Origin of the sequence: Aliikangiella marina (genome assembly GCF_007004765.1) — a bacterium.
In the GTDB taxonomy this organism is placed as follows: domain Bacteria; phylum Pseudomonadota; class Gammaproteobacteria; order Enterobacterales; family Kangiellaceae; genus Aliikangiella; species Aliikangiella marina.
Map to the genome: position 1 here is coordinate 479,881 of NZ_VIKR01000002.1, position 20,576 is coordinate 500,456.

At 42.6% G+C, this 20,576-nt stretch carries 15 protein-coding genes; 9 read left to right on the forward strand and 6 right to left on the reverse strand.

Features of this window, described 5'->3' with window-relative positions:
* The first annotated feature begins 3 nt into the window (after positions 1-3).
* The gene (locus tag FLL45_RS08490; RefSeq protein WP_142941589.1) at positions 4-681 is read left to right on the forward strand and encodes a response regulator; all 678 of its coding nucleotides are present in this window, start codon (positions 4-6) and stop codon (positions 679-681) included.
* A gap of 60 nt (positions 682-741) precedes the next feature.
* On the opposite strand, the gene FLL45_RS08495 is transcribed toward FLL45_RS08490, so the two are convergent.
* Positions 742-1,989, reverse strand: a complete 1,248-nt coding sequence (locus FLL45_RS08495) for a cytochrome-c peroxidase (RefSeq protein WP_142941590.1) — start codon at positions 1,987-1,989, stop codon at positions 742-744.
* A 270-nt stretch (positions 1,990-2,259) separates the two neighbouring features.
* Between FLL45_RS08495 and FLL45_RS08500 the strand changes: the two genes are divergently transcribed.
* Positions 2,260-7,329: a Calx-beta domain-containing protein gene (locus FLL45_RS08500; protein ID WP_142941591.1), complete on the forward strand. Its 5,070-nt coding sequence runs from the start codon at positions 2,260-2,262 to the stop codon at positions 7,327-7,329.
* A 113-nt stretch (positions 7,330-7,442) separates the two neighbouring features.
* On the opposite strand, the gene FLL45_RS08505 is transcribed toward FLL45_RS08500, so the two are convergent.
* Both FLL45_RS08505 and FLL45_RS08510 read right to left on the reverse strand, forming a co-directional pair.
* Positions 7,443-8,315, reverse strand: a complete 873-nt coding sequence (locus tag FLL45_RS08505) for a YitT family protein (protein ID WP_142941592.1) — start codon at positions 8,313-8,315, stop codon at positions 7,443-7,445.
* Between the two features lie 73 nt (positions 8,316-8,388).
* Complete coding sequence (locus tag FLL45_RS08510; RefSeq protein ID WP_142941593.1) at positions 8,389-9,465, reverse strand: mechanosensitive ion channel domain-containing protein; 1,077 nt, start codon at positions 9,463-9,465, stop codon at positions 8,389-8,391.
* Between the two features lie 217 nt (positions 9,466-9,682).
* On the opposite strand from FLL45_RS08510, the gene FLL45_RS08515 reads away from it, so the two are divergent.
* The 5 genes from FLL45_RS08515 to FLL45_RS08535 are packed head-to-tail and all read left to right on the forward strand — an operon-like array spanning position 9,683 to position 14,955.
* The gene (locus FLL45_RS08515; protein WP_142941594.1) at positions 9,683-10,561 is read left to right on the forward strand and encodes an outer membrane lipoprotein-sorting protein; all 879 of its coding nucleotides are present in this window, start codon (positions 9,683-9,685) and stop codon (positions 10,559-10,561) included.
* Positions 10,562-11,794: an ABC transporter permease gene (locus FLL45_RS08520; protein WP_142941595.1), complete on the forward strand. Its 1,233-nt coding sequence runs from the start codon at positions 10,562-10,564 to the stop codon at positions 11,792-11,794.
* Positions 11,794-13,056 carry an ABC transporter permease gene (locus FLL45_RS08525; RefSeq protein ID WP_142941596.1) on the forward strand — a complete coding sequence of 421 codons (1,263 nt, stop codon included), beginning with the start codon at positions 11,794-11,796 and terminating at the stop codon, positions 13,054-13,056. The genes FLL45_RS08520 and FLL45_RS08525 overlap by 1 nt, the downstream gene beginning before the upstream one ends.
* A gap of 20 nt (positions 13,057-13,076) precedes the next feature.
* Positions 13,077-13,760, forward strand: coding sequence for an ABC transporter ATP-binding protein (locus tag FLL45_RS08530; RefSeq protein WP_210247143.1), 684 nt, complete (start codon positions 13,077-13,079; stop codon positions 13,758-13,760).
* Positions 13,735-14,955, forward strand: coding sequence for a hypothetical protein (locus tag FLL45_RS08535; RefSeq protein WP_142941597.1), 1,221 nt, complete (start codon positions 13,735-13,737; stop codon positions 14,953-14,955). Before FLL45_RS08530 ends, FLL45_RS08535 begins: the two co-directional genes overlap by 26 nt.
* Positions 14,956-15,028: 73 nt before the next feature.
* On the opposite strand, the gene FLL45_RS08540 is transcribed toward FLL45_RS08535, so the two are convergent.
* From FLL45_RS08540 to nfuA, 3 genes are all read right to left on the reverse strand, one after another.
* Positions 15,029-15,961, reverse strand: a complete 933-nt coding sequence (locus FLL45_RS08540) for a VanZ family protein (protein ID WP_142941598.1) — start codon at positions 15,959-15,961, stop codon at positions 15,029-15,031.
* Between the two features lie 43 nt (positions 15,962-16,004).
* Positions 16,005-16,271 (reverse strand): hypothetical protein, encoded by a 267-nt coding sequence (locus FLL45_RS08545; protein WP_142941599.1) that lies wholly within the window; start codon positions 16,269-16,271, stop codon positions 16,005-16,007.
* Positions 16,272-16,403: 132 nt separating this feature from the next.
* The gene (gene nfuA, locus FLL45_RS08550; RefSeq protein WP_142941600.1) at positions 16,404-16,979 is read right to left on the reverse strand and encodes a Fe-S biogenesis protein NfuA; all 576 of its coding nucleotides are present in this window, start codon (positions 16,977-16,979) and stop codon (positions 16,404-16,406) included.
* A gap of 335 nt (positions 16,980-17,314) precedes the next feature.
* Between nfuA and FLL45_RS08555 the strand changes: the two genes are divergently transcribed.
* A complete protein-coding gene (locus FLL45_RS08555) occupies positions 17,315-19,897 on the forward strand; it encodes a M14 family metallopeptidase (RefSeq protein WP_142941601.1) in 2,583 nt (860 codons plus the stop codon).
* Positions 19,894-20,475, forward strand: a complete 582-nt coding sequence (locus FLL45_RS08560; RefSeq protein ID WP_142941602.1) for a GNAT family N-acetyltransferase — start codon at positions 19,894-19,896, stop codon at positions 20,473-20,475. Before FLL45_RS08555 ends, FLL45_RS08560 begins: the two co-directional genes overlap by 4 nt.
* The last annotated feature ends 101 nt before the right edge of the window (positions 20,476-20,576 follow it).

Below are 20,576 nucleotides of genomic sequence, written 5' to 3' on the forward strand. Positions count from 1 at the left end.
AGCATGTCCGGAAAGAAAATACTAATTGTAGAAGATGAGATTAAAATTGCTGAGTTACTGTCTGATTATTTAAAGCAGTCGTCTTTTGATACTCATATGATTCATCGCGGCGATGCGGTTGAGCATTGGCTAGAAAATAATCGTTGTGATTTGATTCTTTTAGATTTAATGCTACCAGGAAAAGATGGGATAGAAATTTGTAAAACCGTCAGGCAATCGTCAAATCTGCCGATAATCATGGTGACGGCGAAAGTTGAGGAAATCGATCGGTTAATTGGTTTAGAAGTTGGGGCGGATGACTATATCTGTAAACCGTTTAGTCCGAGAGAAGTGGTTGCTCGCGTAAAAGCTGTTATGCGACGGTTTACCTCGCCAATAACGGAGGACGTTGAGCAATTAACACTAGATAAGTCGACATTTAAAGTAAAATTTCAATCTCATGAGACCGAGTTAACGAAAGTTGAGTTTAGCTTAATTGAAGCGATGTATCGCAGGAAAGGACAAATTTTTTCGCGAGCTCAACTAATGAACGCAATCTATGAAGACCGACATATTGTCAGCGACCGTACCATTGATAGTCACATAAAAAAAATCCGTCGTAAACTAAGCGATATTGGCGTTAATGATAACGCCATTCAATCGGTTTATGGTGCTGGTTATAAATTTGATTACCAAGACTAGTGTCTGAGCAGTAATTGAGTATCAGTTGAGTAGTAAGCTCTCTCGGCCAAACTCAGTGTTCTACTGATCAGTCAGGGTTTCCAGAAAAGCGATGAGGTCGTTTATCTCGTTTTCGTTCAAACCAAGCTCACCAATGTTACCGCCTTGGTCGACGTTTTCAGCGACTTCTGGTAACTGGTTGAAGCTCGTGTCTCGCGTGTTATAAAAGTCGATAACTTCTCTTAGTGTATTGAATACGCCGTTGTGCATATAGGGTGGGGTGATCGCAACGTTGCGGAGACTTGAAGTTCTAAACCGCCCATTGTCGCGATTGTTGCCCGTAATATCGCCAAGCCCATTATCGACGAAACTTGGGTCGCTCATTACTGCTGGCAGTAAAGGATTGGAAGGAACGCCAATGTTTTCATATTCGAAGTTAGAAAACATTTGTGGCTGATCAGCATCGCTCGAATGACAGCGGTCACATTGGGCGCGGCCGTTAAACAAGTTTTCGCCGCGTTGTTCAGCTGCAGTGAAACTTGCAGTCCCATTTTGAACTTGATCAAATTTAGAAGAGAATGGCGAGAAAACATCGGTTCGCTCAAATGCAGCGATGGCGTCTGCAATATAGTCGTACGACCGATCGACGTCATCTAAAATATTGTTACCGAATAAGGCTTCAAACTCTCCCGCGTAAGCGGCATTTCTTAGTTTGGCGATCACTTCACTCTCGTCACTATTCCCCATTTCAACAGGGTTTAAAAAAGGCCCCTTCGCTTGCTCTTCAAGTGATTCTGCTCGACCATCCCAAAATAGGCCGCCAATTCTTACTGCATTGGCATTCCCACCATTCGGTGGCGTACGCATAACGATTTGCGGCGCAGGAATATGGGCGGCATAACTTGCTGTCGGCGAATTGCGTCCACCAAAGCTTATTCCATCTGCGCCGAGTGAAGTTGGATTTTGCGTATTAGGATCTGCAAATCCGGCAGACAAGCTGTGACAACTTGCACAAGACTGACCGGCTGGTGTCGACAGATTGGTATCGTTATAAAGCTGTTCGCCAAGGCTCACAAGGGCAGCGGTATTGACAATTGTGCCGTCAACTAATGTAGTAGTTGGTTCATCAGGATCATTGTCGTCTTCCGGTGGGTTTTCAACCGGAGGCGTCTCGGTAACTGGTGGAGACTCGATTACCTCTTCATCTATTGTATTAGGGCTATTACTATCACCCGAACCGCCACAGGCTGAAAGCGACATAATCACTGCAGCGGAAATTATGCCAATTAATCGGTTATCTAAGCTAGCTTTGCTTGGAAAAATACTCATTGTTCTACCTCTGAGAGAAACTGCTCAACTTACCCAATAAATTACCGCCAAAATAAGCACGGATAATGAACCAATTGTGCAAGAAATAAGGAAATGACTTCAGGTCAAATCGATTAAAAATAACCTGTTTGAATAAGTTGGCTGTATGCAGCTGAAAAAGCCGCGAATGAGGTTTCTTATTGATTAAAACTTGTGCATAATACGGCGCCAGTAGTCGGAGTGTCTTTGGTAGGTTGCTCTGGAAGTAAAAGCAGTATTGGAGTAGTAGTAATGTTAAGAAGGATTCTTACCAACAGGAAGTTGGCTAACCTTTTGAAGAATAAAGCAGTTTTAGCAGTATTCATTTCTAGTTTCAGCGTTTCGGCTGATGTTCAACAAGATTCAAGCTTTGGTGATAACGGTTGGTTGAGAACTAACCTAGTGAGTTCCGGAAATAGCTTTGCAGAGGCCACGGTATTACAGGCCGATGGCAAGATTGTTACCGCTGGTAGTGCTGGAAACTCAGTGGGCTTGTGGCGCTACAATACCAATGGCAGTCTTGATACCAGCTTTGGCGATGGCGGAATTGTTGTGACAAATCTCAGCGCCAACGACGCCGCTTTCAGTATCGTCCAGCAGTCTGATGGTAAGCTTGTTGTCGCTGGACAAACCCTAAACACTTCCTTCGACTTTTTAGTCGTCAGATACAATACTGACGGCTCACTGGACACTTCATTCGATACTGACGGTGCTGCAGAAATCGATGTTTCTGGCGGTATTGATTTTGCTAATTCAGTTATTCAGCAGACTGATGGCAAGTTAATCATTGCAGGAGACGGTGGTGATGATTTTGCGGCTGTTCGACTGAATACCGATGGTAGTCTGGATACTACTTTTGACGGCGATGGTATTTATACTTTAGATATCGGTAGCGCGTCTAATTTTGCTCAGGAAGCGATGCTACTCAGCAACGGTCAAATCATCTTGGCAGGGTACACCGAGTCAGAAGGTAATGGTTATGGTGACGCCGCGGTAATCCGATTAAATAGTGATGGCTCACTCGATACCTCTTACGGAACAAATGGGATTGCTGTTGCGTTTGTTAATGATGATTCTCAATTTTATCCAAGCGCTGCTCTGTTAGATGGTGAAGACAAAGTATTAATGTCTGGTACCTGGGACGCTGACGCAGAAATTTCAATTGCGTTAGTCCGCTTCAATGCTGATGGAAGTATGGATTCTAGTTTTGACACGGATGGGATGTTAGTCACTAACATCAGTAATCAAGAAGACGATATTTGGGATCTAGCGCTGCAAGCTGATGGCAAAATCATTGGTACGGGTAATGTCTATGATGCGACTAAGGCGGAAGTCGATTTCGCGGTATTTCGCTATAACTCAAATGGTAGTTTAGATTCGACCTTCAGTGATGATGGTTACCATGTGATAGCCGCTGGTTCGGTCTACTCTGAGGGCTCCGCGTTATTTGAAAATGCCAATAATCAAATTACGGTTGCCGGTGTCATTCGAAACAATACCAATACTGATGTTGCCCTGATTAGATTTAACGAAGATGGCAGTTTAGATTCACAACTCGATGGTGATGGGCTAGCGATATCGTCATTTAGTAACTCACAAGACACCCCCGAAGTATTAGTTCAGCTGAGTTCAGGTCAAATTATCATGGCGGGCTCTGTGGCAATTTCTGGTGAGCACGAATTTGCAATGACTCGTCTTCACAGTGACGGTGGCGTAGATGAATCATTTGGCGTACAAGGGACAGTTACAACCACTATTGGCGGAACTAACGATCGGATCCAAGCGGTTATCGAAACCCAAGACGGTAAAATATTAGCCGCAGGTAACGTTGAAGTAGCAGGCAATCGCGATATCGGTCTTGCGCGTTTTAATAGCGACGGTAGTTTAGATACGACATTTGATAACGACGGTGTTTTATCGACTGCAATTGGTACTTCAAATGACTACCTTTATTCTGTACTAGAGCAAACTGATGGTAAAATTGTCGTTGTTGGCTACGCTGATAATCTGAGTTCTGTGAGCGAAGTTTTTGTTGCTCGGTATAACTCGAATGGAAGCTTGGATACGACTTTCGATAGCGATGGTATTGTGACAACGCCCGCAGGGCTGGCTGATTCTTATGGTTACAATATCGTACAACAATCTGATGGTAAGTTAATTGTTGCTGGGACCAGTGAAGATGCTGCGTTCTACAATATTACCTTAGTCCGCTACAATACTGATGGTAGCCTTGATACTAGCTTCGATGCAGATGGCATCGTCTATGTCCGCGCTGACGACACGGGGTATAATGATCCCGTCGGGTTAATGCTTCAGGACGATGGCAAAATTGTTATCTCCGCATACTACAATACCGCATCGAATGGTTATGATGTTGGATTATTGCGATTTAATTCGGATGGAAGTTTAGATTCATCGTTTGATAACGATGGCATTGTCAAACAGACGCTTGGTAGCCAATCTGACTTTGCAGGCGATGTGATTCAGCAGGCTGATGGAAGCTATCTATACATGGCTAATAGTTTTAATGGTACTGGCTATGATTTGAAATTAATGCGCATTCAAAATGATGGCAGCATTGATGCAAACTTTGCGACCAATGGAGTTTTTACATTAGCTACAAACTACAGTGCTTCATCGCGACTAAAAGGGCTTCCCTACCAAAACGGTACTTTATTCACCGGTGCAAAAGAAAATGATAATTTTGCGCTCACCAAAATAACCATCGCTGATGCGCCAAGCTTTATTGAAGCTTCCCCAGTAACAGTCTTGATGGATGAAGACAATGCGCCTACCGCATTTGCGTTGACCTTAAATGCAGTCGATAACAATAACGATTCCCTTTCTTGGTCTATTGAGACTGCCGCGGCTAATGGCGCGGCGACAGTGTCAGGACTTGGCGTAAGTAAAGCGATAAATTATCTACCAAATGAAAATTTTAATGGTAGTGATAGCTTTGTCGTACAGATTGATGATGGAAATAGTGGTGTCGAGACGATCACTGTAAATGTCACTGTAACCCCTGTCAATGATTTACCTAACGGCTCAGTATCTATCGAAGGTGCGCTACTCGAGGGTCAAACATTAACAGCAACTAATGACTTAACCGATGCTGATGGACTTGGGACGATCAGTTATTCCTGGAAGCGAGGGGCAACAGAAGTTGGCACAGGGCTTTCCTATACGTTGGTCGCGGATGATGCCGGTAATAGTTTGGTCGTTGAAGCGAGTTATACTGATCTTCAAGGTAACGACGAAACCGTGGCGAGCGAGGCGACCGACACGATTACAGGTTACGATCCCAATGACGATTTTGACAACGATGGCCTGACTAACGGCGAAGAAGAAGATGCGGGAACCGACCCGACTAATGCCGATTCTGATGGTGACGGCGTTGAAGATGGAGCCGATAGTTTTCCGACCGATGGTTCCGAGTGGCAAGACTCTGACGGTGATGGAATTGGTGATAATAGTGACCCAACTCCTTATCCACCTTCTGGTGAATTCAATTTTACGGCGTCAACTTTGAGCGTTGCAGAGGATGCACTTAGTTTAACGGTAACGGTCACTCGAACGGACGGTGAATATGGGAATGCTTCTGTCGATTTCGCAACGACTGATGGAAGCGCCACAGCTTCAATCGATTACACTTTCGCTGCTGGGACATTAAGTTTTGTTGATGGCGAAACTGAAAAATCTTTTCAAGTTGAAATCACCGATGATTCAATTTATGAAGGCGATGAAAACTTTGTTATTCACTTATCAAACGTTCAAGGTGGTGACGCAACCATTGGTGCTACCGATGAAGCATTAGTCACCATTGCTGAAAATGATCCCGTTCCACCGGCGGGAGAAATAGCATTCGAATCTGCAACAACGGCGACAGCTGAAGATGGCGGATTTGTTCTTGTCAATCTTATACGCACTGGTGGAGAGTTCGGCGAAGTGAGCGTTGCGGTGGCCACGAGTGATGACTCTGCTGTTGCCGGCAGTGATTACACTGTGTTGAGCGAGACTGTCAACTTTGCAGATGGAGTCACCAGTCAGTCGATTCAAATCGACTTGGTCAATGATAGTATTTTTGAATCGGATGAGAGCTTCAATATTAATTTATCGAATCCAACTGGAAATGCAACGATCGGTTTAAATCAACATGTAGTAACGATCACTGATGACGAGCCGATGCCACCTGCGGGTGTTGTATCCTTCGAGTCTTCAACATACTCAGTCGATGAGAATAGTGCTTCTTTGGTAGTCAACATTGTTAGAACGGGTGGAGATTTTGGCGAAGTGAGCGTCGACGTTTCTTCTGTTGATGGAACTGCGATTGCCGGAGAAGATTATGTCGGCGTAAATCAGCGCGTTAATTTTGCTGATGGTGAGATCAGTAAATCGGTTACGATTACGTTAACCGATGATACAACCTATGAAGGTGAAGAAAACTTTACACTCGCTTTGAGCGATGCAATAGATACCGAGTTAGGCGACGTAACTATTACCACGATTAGTCTTAATGAGGATGATCCTGTCCCACCTGCCGGCGTACTTCAATTCAGTGGCGCTAGTTATCAAGTTGATGAAAATGCGACTAATTTGTTAGTTACAATAACTCGGGTGAATGGAAATTTCGGGGATATCAGTGTTGATGTTATTGTCACCGATGGTACCGCCACCAATGGGATTGATTTTGATGCAACGGATACTAACGTTACTTTCCTTGATGGCGAAATTAGTCAGACCGTGAGCATTAGCTTAATCGATGATGTGATTTATGAAGGTGATGAAAACTTTAATTTATCACTCGCTAACCTTATTGGCGATGCAACTATCGGCGCGCCTTCGCAAGCTACGGTAACCATTGTTGAAGATGAAGCCGTGCCTGCTTCAGGAAATGTACAACTGAGTGGTGCGAGTTATTCAGTAAATGAGGATGCTGGTAGCATAGAAATCACCGTAGTGCGGGTTGATGGTAGTTTTGGCGATATTAGTATTGATTATGAATTTACTGATGGAACAGCTGGATTTAACTCTGATTACACCAGTCAAGATGGAACGTTATTTTTTGCCGATGGAGAAACCAGTAAGTCAGTTTCAATTACTATTAATGAAGATAGTCTAGATGAGGTGAATGAAACGATCATTGTTTCGTTGTTAAATCCTGTCAATACTACCGTAGTTGCTCCGGCAACAGCGACCATAACGATTATCGATAATGATACCGCATCTGAATCTGGTTCAGGAACCAGGTGTTCGGGTGGCGGAAGTTTATACTATTTGTTGTTACTATTACTTGCGGCTAGTCGAATGAGAAAACTGCATTAATGATATGATTGTCTATCCAAAGGCGCACTCATCGTGCGCCTTTTTTTGATCTCTTCATAGACTCACTCGTGTCGCTATGAAATGCAATTGTTGAGCAAACCGGGAAAGGTTGGTTAGGATTGCTTCTCACTAATGAGGAAGCGCTGGCTTGTACCCATCATTTCAGAAGCTTCCATCACAATCATCAAAGCTGAATCGTCGATATTAAGTACGAGTTTGCGAAGTTGAGGAATTCTTCTAGCGCTGATTACGACAAATAAAATGGTTTTGTCACTCTCTTGAGTTAAGTTTTGGCCGTTGATTATAGTTCCATCACGGCCCAGCTCGGTGGCTATCGCTTTACCGATATCTGACGTTTTATCGGAGACAATATGAATAATTTTTTCTTTGACAGCACCCGTGATAACTTTGTCAATGATTTGAGTTGTGGCGTAAATACTGAGCATGCTCCATAACACTCTTTCCATGTCTTTGAAAATAAAGCCAATCGCAACGATGATTGTCGCATCAACTATGAGAATAGTTTGAGCTGGCTTGACTTGCGAAAAGCTAGCCACAATTCTTGCAATTATCATCGTTCCACCAGCGGATGCATTGCCTTTGAGAATAAGTCCTGCCCCCGCACCAATTATTGAACCCCCATAGAGTGTAGAAAGTAACATACTGCTAATTTTTGGAAATTCTGCATAGTTGTTTAAAAGATCTATCAACAGAGCCGTTAGAAGCATCGAAACGATACTTCGAGTAGCAAAAGGTAGATCAATAAATTTAAAGCCTGCGGCCAAGAGCGGAATGTTAATTAATAGCATTGCAATCCCAGTCGGAACACCGCTGATAAAGTGAACAAGCATGGACATCCCCGGGGTACCACCGGTGGCAATCTCAGCTGGTAGTAAGAAAAAACTGACCCCGATCGCAATCAGGCAAGCGCCAATAATGATTAAGGTAAAGTTTTTTATTTCGAAAAATATTGTTCTTCGGGACATGGATAGCTTTGCGCGAGTGATTAACTCACTAAGACTAGTTCAAATTTTTAAAATTGTCAGCGTATTAGGTTGCTTAGCTGCTAACAATACCGCTGAGAATTTGGTGAGTAACTGGCGTATTTAAGCCAACTTTTTCTTGTTGACTCAACTCAAAAGCAATAGTTTGGACCGTATTTCGAGCATCAAGCATCCGGTATGGATTTTTAACATAATAGAGGAGTCGCCAGGTAACCGCATGATCACCATTTTCAACTACGACGATTTTGGGTTTTGCTTCTTCGTTGATCCCGGCTTCCTTATCTGCGGCTTGTTGAAAAACGGTTTCAAGGAATGTTTGTACCGTTTCTGGGGATTGGTCATAACCTATTTTAAAATCAAGATAATCTCTAAATCCATTTTTTCCGCAATTTGAAATTGTCTCGACGGTCGCATTCCGTAATTTTGTATTAGGAATAGTGACCTCATGTTTTTGTACTAAATCGCGAATAATGGTTTGGGAAAGGGTGATTTGTAATACTACGCCAACTAACTCAAACTCTTTAACACGAATCACTGAACCGGCCTCAACACTGTGATTGTAGTGCATCACTAGTCCGTTAATCATGTCGCCCAGAAAGTAATCTTTAGACGCAAACAAGATCAGTAAAACTCCGCCTAAAACGGAAGTTGCTTGTAACCAGTTGTTAAGCTCCCATACATTGATAATGACCAGTATGGCAATTGAGCCAACCAGTATTAGGCCGATGAGGCCAATTATTTCGCTGGCATAGGATTCGCCATGAACTTTTTCACCATCGATTTCTTTAACTTTACCAAATCGATACACAATCCAACCTTGTACGTAATGAAGAACGATATATGAGATAAGAATGGTGAGTCCAGTTTGTGAGATTTGCTGCAAGTGAGTGATCTCAATTTTGAATAGGAAATCAACGATTGCTGCAAAGAGGTAAATCGAAAATAGTGCTAAATTAATCGCTCTTAGACCTAGCATACGATTTCTAGCGGTCGTGTTTTTAGAAGCTTTTGGGGAACGATTAATGATGTATCTTGCGAAAAGAAATATCAGTAGGTTGAGGCTGATCACAACGTAATCAAGAAATTGAAAGGGTAGTTTCATCACAATTGTGTTTAACCAATCCCAAGACATTTAACCTATCCCCGCATAAATAGAATTTTTATGGACAAATTTATTTCAACAACTTGACCGAAATCAATCGAACCTTTGGCTTCAGTTGTTCGTTCCTATAATACACTATATGATGATTTTGCGCTGATTTCGATAGAAAATCCGAAATACTCATTTGAGATGTCTGGTATCAAGATGACGTGTGCTCGAATCATTTTTGCGACTAGGGAAAATATCAATGTATCTCACTTGTCAGGTTGTACAGTTCAGTCATTGGTTTATTAAAAGCATTCGTCAAATTAAAAATATTGGTCGAATTAAAAGGTATAGCCAGGTCCTCTTTTGGCTCGTTTGCTTGTTCCCGGCTAGTGCCTTTGCGGTCGAAAAAATGACTGTAGAGGTCGCTGCGAATGACAAAATTGACCCCTATCAACTCGTTAAGTCTGCTTTTGATCAGTGGCGTGGGATGAGCTCTTATGGTGAAGTGTCAATGACAATTCATCGGCCCGACTGGCAGCGCACGATGAAAATGCATAATTGGACGAAAGGCGAAAAAGACGCCCTAATTCGTTTTGTTGAGCCAGTTAAAGATGCCGGTAACGCAACGCTTAAACTTGATAATGATATGTGGATGTATACGCCTAAGCTTAATCAAGTGATTAAATTACCCGCAAGTATGATGACTCAATCATGGATGGGGAGCGATTTTTCTTATAACGATCTTGCAAAGTCTGATCAACTGTTGACCAGTTATGATTTAACACTAATAAAGGCTGAAATCGTCGCAGGGGTCAAACAATATACGATTGAAGCTATTCCTAAATCAGATGCACCGGTCGTTTGGGGGAAAGAATTGCTGGTGATACGAGAAGATAAAATTTTAATTCTTGAAAGGTTCTATGATCAGTCAATGCAGCCGGTAAAGGAAATGAGAACACTGAAAATTGATAAAATCGGTGGTCGGCTTTATCCCGTCATTATGAGAATGATTAATTTTGATGAGGAAGACCGATGGACGCAAGTCGAAACACATGAGGCTTATTTTAATATACAACTACCCAATTATATTTTTACTCGTTCCAATCTCAGAAATCCGCGGCCATGGAGTATCGATTAAATGATAGTTTCATTAGCCTGGCGAAATATTTGGCGACAACCGCGTAGAACTCTATTAAGTGCTATTGCTGTGATGTTGACCTGCGGCTTACTGGTTTTTTTACCGGCGCTACAAATTGGTAGCTATCAGGCGATGGTAGATGCAGCGATTGGTATTATTGATGGGACTGCGCAAATTCAAAAATCTGCCTATTTGGATTCGCCATCCATGAGAACCAGTTTTCTGCCAAAAGACGAACTCTATCAGACCGTAAAGCAAGAAATTCCAGACAGCCAGCTAGCCAAGCGAGGAAACAGCTTTGCCTTAGTATCAAGCGAAGAGCGAAGTTATGGTTTACAAATTATTGGTGTTGAGCCAGAGAAAGAAAAGTTAATCTCAACAATCCCCAAAAATATCAAGCAGGGTCGTTATTTATCCGCTGAAGTAACGAGTGAAAGTGTCAACGAAATTATTCTGGGCAGCGTACTTGCCAAAAACCTGCAGCTTAAAGTAGGGGACAAAGTCACACTACTCGGTACTGGAAAAGATGGTTCGCTTGCGGCAGATAGTCTTCAACTGATTGGTATTTTTTCCTCGGGTATTAAGGAGCTCGACCGACAACTAGCGCAAATGCACTATGAACGTTTCTCCGAAACATTTTCGATGGAAAACCAAGTGCATGCTTTGGTGCTGATCAACGGCGAGAAAAGCTTAATGCGCAGTTATCCTGATTCTTTGAAACGTTATCTACAGGAACGAGATTTAGTTTTGCGCGATTGGCAAGCCTTACAACCGGATATCGTCGACGCAATCAAGCTTGATATAAGCTCGGCTTTAGCGATGTATATCATTTTAATTTTAGTCATTGTTTTCTCATTACTAAACAGTAGCTTGATGTCAGTTTTAGAGCGAACTCGAGAATTTGGAATGATGATGGCGTTAGGTGTTAAAGCGAATCTACTGGGCAAAATTATCTGGGTAGAATCGATATTTGTCATGCTATTAGGGGTTTGTTCTGGATTAATTATTGGGGCTGTAGTCACTTATTATTACCAAGTCACGGGAATTACTTTTACTGGGGCTGACGTGGTGTTTGAGCAATTTGGTTTAGATCCAACTATCTATCCTTTACTTAATGCAATCTCGCTGTTGGTGGGCCCCTTAGTTATTGGACTTTGTCTTGCGATTGCGGGTGCCTATCCTGGCTTTCGTATTCATCGCCTCGAAATCATACCCGCGATGAGGTCTGTCTGATGAGCGCGCAGCAACTCAATCAAAACAGTCAGTCGAGATTTGGCCGATCAATGTCACTGATACTTCCACTCGCTTGGCGTAATCTATGGCGTAATAAACGTCGTTCCTTATTAACCATGTTAGCGATTTTTGTTGCGGTGATGTCAATGGTCGTACTAGGGGCTTTTATGCGAGCTTGGTCCAGTGCGACTATCGTCGAAACCATCAATAATTTGACCGGGCATGGACAAATACACGCGCTTCAATATTTAGATGATCCCAATATCGACTATCGGATAAAGGCTATCCCAGGCTCGATTGCGAATCATTTAAATTCAGCAGAGGTCACTCACCGCGCTGACCGAGTGAGAGTGCCGGCGATGATAAGAAGTGAGCGAGAAAACTCGCCAGTTGAACTACTAGGAATTCAGCCTGCACAAGAAAAAGGATTGTCTTTTATTAGCGAGGCAATTATTGATGGGCGGTATTTAGAGAGTAATGCTGACAAGGGGATTATTCTTGGCAAAAAGCTCGCCGATAGATTGCAAACTAAACTTGGTCGTCGCGTTGTATTGATGAGTCAGCATCAAGATGGCTCAATCAGCGAGCGGGGCTATCGTGTTGTGGGTATTTTCACCAGCCAACCAGGGATTGAAAAATTTAATGTTTTTATAAGCATTCAATCGGCGCAAGCTTTACTTGGCATCGGCAGTGATATTTCTGAAGTCACATTTAAGTTGCAATCGCGCGAACAAATCGCTGGTTTTGTTCAGCGATTAAGAAACGAAAACTCCGAACTTGATATTCAAGCGTGGGATGAGCTACAACCCTTTACCAAAGCGATGATCGAAATGAGTGATGGTTCGATTTTAATTTGGATACTGGTTTCTTTTACAGTGGTTTCCTTTGGTTTAATCAACACGCTCCTTATGGCCGTATTCGAACGAATGAGAGAGTTCGGTCTTTTTCAAGCATTGGGAATGAAAACACGATGGTTATTGCTTCAGATCTTATTTGAGTCGACTTTTATGATGGCGGTAGCAACAGCTGCCGGACTTATCGCTGGAATTTTGATTGTTATTGCTTTCGAAGGAGGACTCGATTTAGGTGTAGGCGCCAGTTATTTCGGTGCTGCACAAGTTGTTTATCCCGAGTTAGATTGGAGTGAGGTTTCTTACATTGGTGTACTTGTAATGTTTTTGGGGGTTCTAGCTAGTTTATATCCAGCAATAAAAGCGGCACGCAATGTTCCAGTCGATGTATTATCTCGAGCAACGAATTAACTTTTTAAGGTAGGAAAAAATTGGATAAACCGATCGTTATTTGTAAAGACGTATGGAAAATTTATCAGCAAGGTGAAGTTAAGGTTGAAGCTCTTCGTGGCGTCGATTTAGATATCTTTCAAGGAGAGTTTGTGTCCTTGGCGGGTGCGTCGGGATCCGGTAAAACCACATTGTTAAACATGATAGGGGGCCTCGATAGTGTTTCTTCGGGTTATGTCGAGGTGGATGGCGATGATTTATCAGGCATGAATAAAAATGGCTTGGCTGATTTACGTTTATCTAAGATCGGTTTTGTCTTTCAAGCTTATAATTTAATTCCTGTATTGACCGCTTATGAAAATGTAGAGTTTATTATGCAATTACAGGGCGTTCCGGCTGAGCGGAGAAGAGAGCTGTCTCATGAGATTTTAGGACGGGTGGGGATTGCAGATATGGGCGAGCGTAAACCGGCAGAACTCTCTGGAGGACAGCAACAACGAGTCGCAGTGGCAAGAGCTTTAGTCAGTAATCCGTCAATTATACTTGCAGATGAACCAACAGCTAACCTTGACAGCAAAACCTCTGAGTCGCTATTAGAACTTATGGCAGAACTTAACCAAGAGTCTCAAACAACTTTTATTGTCGCAACACATGATCCACAAGTGATCGAATTTACCAAGCGAAAAATATTGATTAGTGATGGCAAAGTTGCTCAAGATTGTTAGCTGGCTATTGCTCGCTAGCTGGTTACCAAAAGCGTTAGCGGTGGACTTTAACGGCGAATTAAAATTTCAGTCCTTAGCCGCCAAAACTGATACTAGTAGTGCGCTAGCGTTATCTGGTGCGCAAGATTATCATCTCAACCAGTTCAACTTTCGTGGTTTAATCGATTTTCAAAAGGCGAATTGGGCTGTTGATCTTGATTACTTACTTGTCGCCGAAAACAGCACTGATATCGCGCTTCTCTCGGCGCCATCGATGAGTCCGCCGAGTCAGCTTTTCTGGGATCTAGAAAAACATTTAAGCGCGAGCGATCCGACTTATATCCAGCATGCTATCGATCGCGTGAATGTAAAGTATTCAAGTGAAAACTGGGTTTTTAAAATAGGTCGCCAAGCCTTAACTTGGGGAAACGGTGTGGTGTTTCAGCCACTGGACTTATTCAATCCCTTTTCGCCGGATGCCAAAGATACCAGTTACAAACCCGGTATCGATGCAATTTACTATCAGTATTTATTCAGCGATGGTGCTGATCTTCAATTACTTTGGGTTCCTCGCAAAAATCAAGTCGGTCAGCGTGAAAGTGATTTGGATTCGTTTGCCCTAAAGTACCTATTCTTTGCTGATGAGATACAAGCTGAAATTTTAATTGCAGAAGATTACCAAGATAAAACTTATGGAATTGGATTGGTTGGTCCCTTGGGCGAAGCAATATGGAAATTTGATTTGGTTTCCCAAGAATTTGAGCAAGATGAATTCTGGTCTTTCGATTTAAATATACAATATAGTTGGCAGTGGTTCGATAGGCCGGTGAGCGGACACATTGAGTACTATCAAAATGGTTTTGCTGATCGGCGAGCAACTACTCTTGAGTCGCTTTCTCCTGCGTTACTCGACCGCTTACAAAAAGGCCAAATTTTTTCTGTAGCGAAGAAAAATCTGACCATGGGAGTGCAAATACAACTCGAGGCTCTTTGGACTCTTTCTACTAATTTGATCTATGAGCTCGACCAAGATAGTCATTTATTATTAACTAATCTGATTTTCAATAGCTCAGATGTCAGTAATTTATTGTTTGGATTACAAGTCAAATCGGGAGAAAAAGGAAGCCAATATGGTGGTATCTTCCTGACTAACAATAGACAAGTTATTGCTGATTCGGGCAATCAATTGTTTATTCGATATGAATATTACTATTAATTTTACTTTTACTTTTGAATTTGTTTTTTATTTTGGTTTCGATTTCTTCGACTTAGTTCGCGAGTCACCTTGACTATTTTGATAAGTATAAGTTATCGATATAAAATACTTTAGCTTCTTTTGGCTTGTCGAGAATAAAGCTAACCGATACCATTTTGCTCAGTTGCATTGTACGATCTTTAGGACCTTTACGGATATCTTCTAGAGCAACATTGAAGTCGTTCCAACCTGGAGCGAGTTCCAGCTTTTTATTGAATCGCTTATCGTATCCATAGGCTATTCCCCAATGTCCCATATCCTGAATGGCAAGAAACATTTTTTCGTTTTCTGAGTTAGGGTTGTAGACACTAAAATTGAAGGATTGATACCCACGCCAATCGCTATAAAATTGACGAAGTATCGAGTGAGGATAGGTTTCTAAATTATAGGTTACTTTCAGCGAGTACTTTCCGTTCCTAGCTTGCTCATCGGTTACTTGGTTTATTGTTGTAGCCTGTAACCATCGAGTCTGCTCAAAAGGCGTTTCAAAGTCAGATAAAACCGGGGCGTTTTTGGCGACTTGATAATTATCATAGGAAACCATTAAAAACTTTTGTAAGCCAATAATACTAGTGACTAAAAACAACACTACCATAGTAACATTCTTAGTCCATGTTTTTTGAATACCAATTTGAGTCGCGAGAAATCCTGCGATGGCCCCCACCACATCGTTGATGAGGTCTTCCAGCTGAAGGCTTCGACCGACGAAATATTGAAGTAGCTCTGTTACAATTCCGAGGATGATACTTGTAATAACGACTAGTCCGAAAAGTTTGAAGCGATTTAATTTTGTTGCGGGCTCTAGCTGGGTTAGGATATACGCGAGCGTTGCAAACAGGAAAAAGTGTCCGGTTTGCCAAGCTTCTTTAATGATCCGATTATCTGAATGGTCAACATTTCCAAAAAACAGAAAAACCATCATTAATGCTGCTGGAAGAATCGCTGTTTTTGCGGCAATTTTATGCATTCAAAAGTCCCTTTGACTGACCTGTAGTAACGCTAATTCCAATTTATTCTTTTTCGGCAAGGTTTTTTTGTCTAAAAAGCGTATCGCGCATTCGCCATAACCATATCCCTAAATAACCGGGTAGCGCATAAGCCACGCAGACAACTAGGCAGATTGTTAAACTGTAGAAGATCAGTTCAGACTCGTATTGGCTGCTCACCCACAATAGTCCCATGGAACCGATCGCGCCAAGCGTGCCTACTGCCAATTGTTTAAATTGTGCTTTTGGCGTATTGGCCATCTGCTCTAGTTTGTCTTTTAACTTTGGCATTGATACTTTCAATATTTCTCGAGCTGCCAGATTATCTGAATCTTTTGCGAATCGCGAGTCATTTATTGCCCATTAAACACAAAAGGCACCATAGGTGCCTTTTGATTGAGTTAATTTGGTGGTTTACCAAAATTAATAGTAGGGGTTTTCACCCAATTGATGCTCAGTAATATCTTTAACGCCGGTGACTTCGGGAATCTTTTCTAACAGTGTTTTTTCAATTCCGTCCTTTAGCGTCACATCAGCCATTCCACAGCCTTGACAGCCACCACCAAATTGGAGAACCGCAATGCCTTCTTCTGTTAACTCAGCTAGTGATACTTGGCCACCATGACTGGCGAGCTGAGGATTGATCTCGGACTCTATCAAATAGCGTATTCTGTCTACCGCTGGCGCATCATCGGCAACTTTGCGGGCTTTTGCATTCGGTGCTCGCAAGGTGAGTTGCCCGCCCATATCGTCAGTCTGAAAATCAATTTCTGCTTCTTCCAGATAAGGAGAGCTTTCTTCGTCAACATATGCATTGAATGCTTCGAATTCAAATTTAATGTCGTCTTTTTCGACTGCATCTTGAGGGCAGTAAGAAACCCCACACTCAGCGTGCGGTGTACCAGGGTTTACGACGAAGACTCGAATTCCGGTGCCCTCTTCTTGAGAAGCTAACAGTTTTTGGAAATGAGTTTGTGCTGATTCAGTAATGGTTATCATCAGAAATTCGGTTAATTTCAATCATTTGGTTTATTTTATCAGAAGTTCGCTGCCGAAAGGCCACAAATTTTATATGGTATTAGCCCGTATAGTAGATAGACATCAGTTTTATTGGCGTAAACTATTCAAAAAAGCGTAACTAATTTTGTCTACAGGGGTTTAAGTATTGATCTAAAAGGTGATTTTTCCTATGCTCGAAAGCATTTTTACGTCGGTTTGGTCTTTAAGAGCCTGATTTTTCTTTACGCGCACTTCGATTGAAGAAAGGTGTGGGCGTGACTATCAATATCTGACCAATAAAAACAAAACACGCAAAACCAGGATCTAATGCCCTCATGTACAAGTCGTTAATTGTTGTTTTTTTATTCATTGCCAATATTGTTTTAGCGAATGCGGTCAAATCAGTAGAATTGGAATACTATCTGCCAAACGCCGCGACCTACAACCCAGCGATTCCCGCGCCGGAATCGGTCTTGGGATATCAAGTTGGCGATTGGCACATTAGACCAGAGCAAATCGAGCGTTATTTCATGGCTTTGGCTGACAGTTCTCCACGAATGCGCGTAGAGGTCATCGGCTATACCCATGAGCGGCGACCATTGATTTTGGCTTACGTGTCGTCTCCAGAAAACTTGGCGAATCTAGAGACTTTGAGACAACAACACTTGTCCGGAGAAAAGTCCGCTGAAACACCCGTGGTTACCTGGATGGGATACAGTGTGCATGGCAATGAGCCAAGTGGTAGTAACTCGTCGGTGTTATTCGCCTATCATTTAGCTGCAGCTAATGATGAACAGACATTAGCTTTCTTGTCCGATCAAATCATTATTATTGATCCGATGCTCAACCCTGATGGCCTAGCGCGTTTTGCGCACTGGGCCAATATGTACAAAGCGAAAAATCTCAATCCGGACCCCAAAAATATCGAGCATAATGAAAACTGGCCGCGTGGTAGAACAAACCATTATTGGTTTGATCTCAACAGAGATTGGCTGCTATTACAGCATCCTGAGTCTCAAGCCCGCGTCGCTCAATTTCAAAAGTGGCGACCACACATTCTCACTGACTTTCACGAGATGGGAACCAATAGTACTTATTTTTTTCAGCCGGGTGTTCCTTCAAGACAAAATCCCTTAACGCCTGAAAGTAATTTTAAAATGACGGCGAAGATTGCCGAGTTCCATGCGAAAGCCTTAGATGAGATAGGTAGTCTTTATTACACTAAAGAAAGTTTTGATGATTTTTACTATGGTAAAGGCTCAACTTACCCCGACATCCATGGCTCGGTCGGTATATTGTTCGAACAAGCGAGCTCCCGCGGACATCTACAAAAGTCGAGTTATGGTGAATTGTCTTTTCCGTTTACCATTAGAAATCAATTAACGGCGTCTTTTTCGACAATAGAAGCCGCTCAGAATTTGCAAGCTGACCTCAAAGCGATGCAGCGTGGTTTTATTAATGAGTCAGCGCAATTGGCGCGAGCCGATCGTAATCGAGGCGTTGTCGTTGGTTCAGCAGATCAATATCGTCTGGCGGAAATGTCGCGAATTTTGACTGGCCACAATATCGATCACTATCCGCTGGCAAAAGATTTGGCGATTAAAGGCCAAAAGTTTGCCAGCGATAATAGTCTCATTATCCCATTGCGCCAAAAGCAATACCGGTTAATTAAAGCGATGTTTGAAACTCGAACCAAATTCAAGGATAAGGTATTTTATGATGTCTCAACTTGGAACATGGCGATGTCCCTCGGTTTGGATTATGCCTTTGTCAGTCGTTCAGATTATGAAGACAATTTAAAAGGTAGTTTCGAACAGAAAGCGACCTCTGAGTTGAATATCGATGAGGCTACCATAGCGCTCGCGTTCGATTGGAACAATATGCAAACCTCGCAACTACTGAGTCAGTTATTGACCAATAAACTGCGCGTTCAGACCGTAACAAAAAGCACTCAAATGCGCACCAGCAGTGGTTTGCAGCAGCTTTCTTTGGGAAGCATTATTTTACCGCTCGAAAATCAACACAAAGATAAAAATGCAATAGCGGCGCTACTCAAACCAATGCTTGAGAAGGCACGCATTAAACCAGTGCAAATCCAAAGTGGCTTAGCAACTAATGGGATTGACCTCGGTAGTCCCAGTTTACCTGTGGTGAAACCGATCAAACCGCTACTGGTCATAGGCGAGGGAATGTCCAGTTACTCTGCCGGTGAAATTTGGCATTTACTCGATCAGCGATTATCACAAACGCTAACGATGATGACCAAGTCGCAACTAGCTAAGCTTAAGTCAATTGATTATAGCCATATCATTATTGCCGGGAGCAATCCTAACTTTGATGAGACAACGACCGCTAAGTTAAAAAGTTGGTTAGAACAAGGCGGGGTAATGATTGCGCATGGACAGGGCGCCAAATGGATTACTGAACAGCAGTGGACTTCGAGCGAAGCTAAGACATTTGATAAACCGGTGGATACTGAAGTCGCTTATGATAAAAAATCACAAACAGATGCCGAGCATGTGGTTGGTGGAGCGATTGCTAAAGCAAAAATTGATACGACTCATCCGTTAGGGTTTGGTCTAGATAGTGAAGCTTTAAACGTTTTTAAACGAGGAAATTTAGCATTTACTGAACCACGAGAAGCTTTTGTGAGTATCGCTCGTTTCACCGATAAACCGCTCGCCAGTGGCTATATGTCGCAGGCTAACCGTGATCATATCGCCAATCAAACGAGTATCTTTGTGCAAGCGGTGGGTAATGGACGAGTGATTGGCTTCTCAGATAACCCCGTATTTAGGGGGTATTTCCTGGGTACGGCCAAGGTTTTTGTCAATGCTTTGTATTTTGGCAAGATTATTCGCTCGCCGGCGAGAACCGAACCGAAAGAAGATGAAAAAAAGGATGTTAAAAAGAAGTGAATTTTAGCGAGAGTCAATTAATTGATGTACCGCAACTCACCGATGGCGAAATTGTTTTACGGCAATGCCGAAGAGATGATTTAGATGATATTCTGTACTATCGTCGCAATCCAGAAAGTTGCCGTTATATTCGCCCGCCAGATTCGGTTGATAGCATCACCGACTTGGTTGAACAACATTGTCAGCCCTGGAAAATACAAGAAGGCTATTGGAATGGAATTGTAATAAACATGGCCGGCGAGTCGAAAGCCCTTGGCGAAATGAACTTTAAGATCACCGATATGGTCAATCAGCGGGCGGAGTTAGGCTACCGGTTAAATCCCGATTATACGGGGAAAGGTCTCGCCACTCGTGCTGGTCGATTAATGATTGAGTATTTATTCAGAGTCATTGGCTGCCACAAGGTAATCGCTCGATGCGATCCGCGGAACATCGCCTCTTCTCGAGTGATGGAAAAACTCGGCATGCAAAAGGAAGGGTATTTTTACTCGCATTTCCTCATTGGTGACGAATGGACCGATCAAGTTGACTATGGTTTGCTCCGCACAGATTGGGAAAAATCCAACAAAATTCAATAAGTTTGCCTTGTTTCCTTGATTTTGCGATATCAAGGAATTTATATTGTAGTAACTAATCGCTTGGTCTTTTGGCTATCCCCAAGGCTAACCTCGACAAGGAA

Excerpts from the sequence above, each read along its gene's own strand:
- FLL45_RS08490 (WP_142941589.1), top strand. The coding sequence starts at position 4 with ATGTCCGGAAAGAAAATACTAATTGTAGAAGATGAGATTAAAATTGCT.
- FLL45_RS08495 (WP_142941590.1), bottom strand. The coding sequence starts at position 1,989 with ATGAGTATTTTTCCAAGCAAAGCTAGCTTAGATAACCGATTAATTGGC.
- FLL45_RS08500 (WP_142941591.1), top strand. The coding sequence starts at position 2,260 with ATGTTAAGAAGGATTCTTACCAACAGGAAGTTGGCTAACCTTTTGAAG.
- FLL45_RS08505 (WP_142941592.1), bottom strand. The coding sequence starts at position 8,315 with ATGTCCCGAAGAACAATATTTTTCGAAATAAAAAACTTTACCTTAATC.
- FLL45_RS08510 (WP_142941593.1), bottom strand. The coding sequence starts at position 9,465 with ATGTCTTGGGATTGGTTAAACACAATTGTGATGAAACTACCCTTTCAA.
- FLL45_RS08515 (WP_142941594.1), top strand. The coding sequence starts at position 9,683 with ATGTATCTCACTTGTCAGGTTGTACAGTTCAGTCATTGGTTTATTAAA.
- FLL45_RS08520 (WP_142941595.1), top strand. The coding sequence starts at position 10,562 with ATGATAGTTTCATTAGCCTGGCGAAATATTTGGCGACAACCGCGTAGA.
- FLL45_RS08525 (WP_142941596.1), top strand. The coding sequence starts at position 11,794 with ATGAGCGCGCAGCAACTCAATCAAAACAGTCAGTCGAGATTTGGCCGA.
- FLL45_RS08535 (WP_142941597.1), top strand. The coding sequence starts at position 13,735 with ATGGCAAAGTTGCTCAAGATTGTTAGCTGGCTATTGCTCGCTAGCTGG.
- FLL45_RS08540 (WP_142941598.1), bottom strand. The coding sequence starts at position 15,961 with ATGCATAAAATTGCCGCAAAAACAGCGATTCTTCCAGCAGCATTAATG.
- FLL45_RS08545 (WP_142941599.1), bottom strand. The coding sequence starts at position 16,271 with ATGCCAAAGTTAAAAGACAAACTAGAGCAGATGGCCAATACGCCAAAA.
- nfuA (WP_142941600.1), bottom strand. The coding sequence starts at position 16,979 with ATGATAACCATTACTGAATCAGCACAAACTCATTTCCAAAAACTGTTA.
- FLL45_RS08555 (WP_142941601.1), top strand. The coding sequence starts at position 17,315 with ATGTACAAGTCGTTAATTGTTGTTTTTTTATTCATTGCCAATATTGTT.